The organism is Neisseria sp. P0022.S010 (genome assembly GCF_051956635.1).
In genome coordinates this window covers 1-1,528 of sequence record NZ_JBQCXF010000645.1, presented here as the reverse complement: position 1 = coordinate 1,528, position 1,528 = coordinate 1, and the positions used below count along the sequence as shown (strand labels likewise).

At 50.7% G+C, this 1,528-nt stretch carries 3 protein-coding genes; all 3 read right to left on the bottom strand.

All coding sequences use genetic code 11. From position 1 onward, the window contains the following. Positions 1 to 565: NADH-quinone oxidoreductase subunit C (locus ACTHUT_RS20300; RefSeq protein WP_440419602.1), on the bottom strand; the 565-nt coding region annotated here is incomplete at its 3' end. 12 nt (positions 566 to 577) lie between these two features. After that, positions 578 to 1,060 carry a NuoB/complex I 20 kDa subunit family protein gene (locus tag ACTHUT_RS20295; RefSeq protein ID WP_002215610.1) on the bottom strand — a complete coding sequence of 161 codons (483 nt, stop codon included), beginning with the start codon at positions 1,058 to 1,060 and terminating at the stop codon, positions 578 to 580. Next, positions 1,051 to 1,407, bottom strand: coding sequence for an NADH-quinone oxidoreductase subunit A (locus tag ACTHUT_RS20290; protein WP_003686600.1), 357 nt, complete (start codon positions 1,405 to 1,407; stop codon positions 1,051 to 1,053). The genes ACTHUT_RS20295 and ACTHUT_RS20290 overlap by 10 nt, the downstream gene beginning before the upstream one ends. Positions 1,408 to 1,528 lie beyond the last annotated feature (121 nt).

The window sequence follows — 1,528 nt, the reverse complement described above, 5'->3', positions numbered from 1 at the left end:
CGATACGCGGCGTGATCTCGCGCGGCTCAATGGTAACAGGTTGGTAAATCACGCGTTTTTGCTCTTCGTCGTAACGCATTTCCACATAGCCGGAAATCGGGAAGTCTTTGCGGAACGGATGTCCGACGAAGCCGTAATCGGTCAGAATGCGGCGCAGGTCGGGATGGTTGTTGAACATGATGCCGTACATATCGAAGGCTTCGCGCTCGTACCAATCCGCACTGTTGTAAATATCGACTACAGACTCGACTACGGGGAAGTCGTCGTCTGAAACCCAGACGCGTACGCGGATGCGTTGATTGTTTTTAACGGAAAGCAACTGACTGACGACGGCAAAGCGTTTACCTTGCCATACTTCGTTTTTGTAAGTGCTGTAATCGACACCGCACAAGTCAACCAGAAGCTCGAAATGCAACTCTTCATGGTCGCGTAATGCGGTCATGACTGAAATATAGTGTTCGGGCAGACACTCGACGGTAATCTCGCCCAAAGCTGAAATGACTTTGCTTGCCTGATCACCAAGCACGCCGACGACGGTCTCGTATAAGTTTTGAATGCTTGCCATATCGTCCTCTCCTTACTCGTCACGCGCGATGGTGGAAGTGCGCTTGATTTTTTGTTGGAGCTGAATCAGGCCGTAAATCAGAGCTTCCGCAGTCGGCGGACAACCCGGCACATAAACGTCTACCGGCACGACGCGGTCGGCACCGCGCACAACGGAATAAGAATAGTGATAATAGCCGCCGCCGTTGGCACACGAGCCCATAGACAATACCCAGCGCGGCTCGGCGAGCTGGTCGTATACGCGGCGCAGGGCGGGCGCCATTTTGTTGGTCAACGTACCTGCCACAATCATCAGGTCAGCCTGACGTGGGGACGGACGGAAAATGATGCCGAAACGGTCAAGGTCATAACGCGCCATACCCGCATGCATCATTTCCACGGCGCAGCAGGCCAAGCCGAAAGTAACCGGCCACAATGAACCGGTACGCATATAGTTCAACACCGTATCCGCGCTGGTGGTGATGAAACCTTTTTTCAAAACGCCTTCTATTCCCATTCCAGCGCACCTTTTTTCCATTCGTAAATAAAGCCTACCGTCAGAACGACGATAAACACCAGCATAGACCAGAAGCCGTATGCGCCCAAATCTTTGAACACGACAGCCCACGGCAACATGAACGCGACCTCCAAATCAAACAGGATGAAGAGGATGGCGACGAGGTAATAGCGCACGTCGAACTTCATCCTTGCGTTTTCAAAGGCTTCGAAACCGCATTCGTAAGCCGCGTCTTTTTCGGCATAGTGGCGTTTCGGGCCTAAAATTGTGCCGAGCAGGATAAACAGCACACCGGCCGCAAGGCCGACGAGGATGAATACGAGGACGGGAAAGTAACTGGCCAACATGGTCGTACCTAACTGGTTGACAGACAAATCTTAAAAATAGATTACCATTTTATCGAATTTCAAAAGCCATTTAAAGGTAAATATCAGCAAATCAGTAAAAAAACACTAATAAATTCAATAA

Coding starts and splice junctions, on each gene's coding strand:
- ACTHUT_RS20295 (WP_002215610.1), bottom strand. CDS start 1,060: ATGGGAATAGAAGGCGTTTTGAAAAAAGGTTTCATCACCACCAGCGCG.
- ACTHUT_RS20290 (WP_003686600.1), bottom strand. CDS start 1,407: ATGTTGGCCAGTTACTTTCCCGTCCTCGTATTCATCCTCGTCGGCCTT.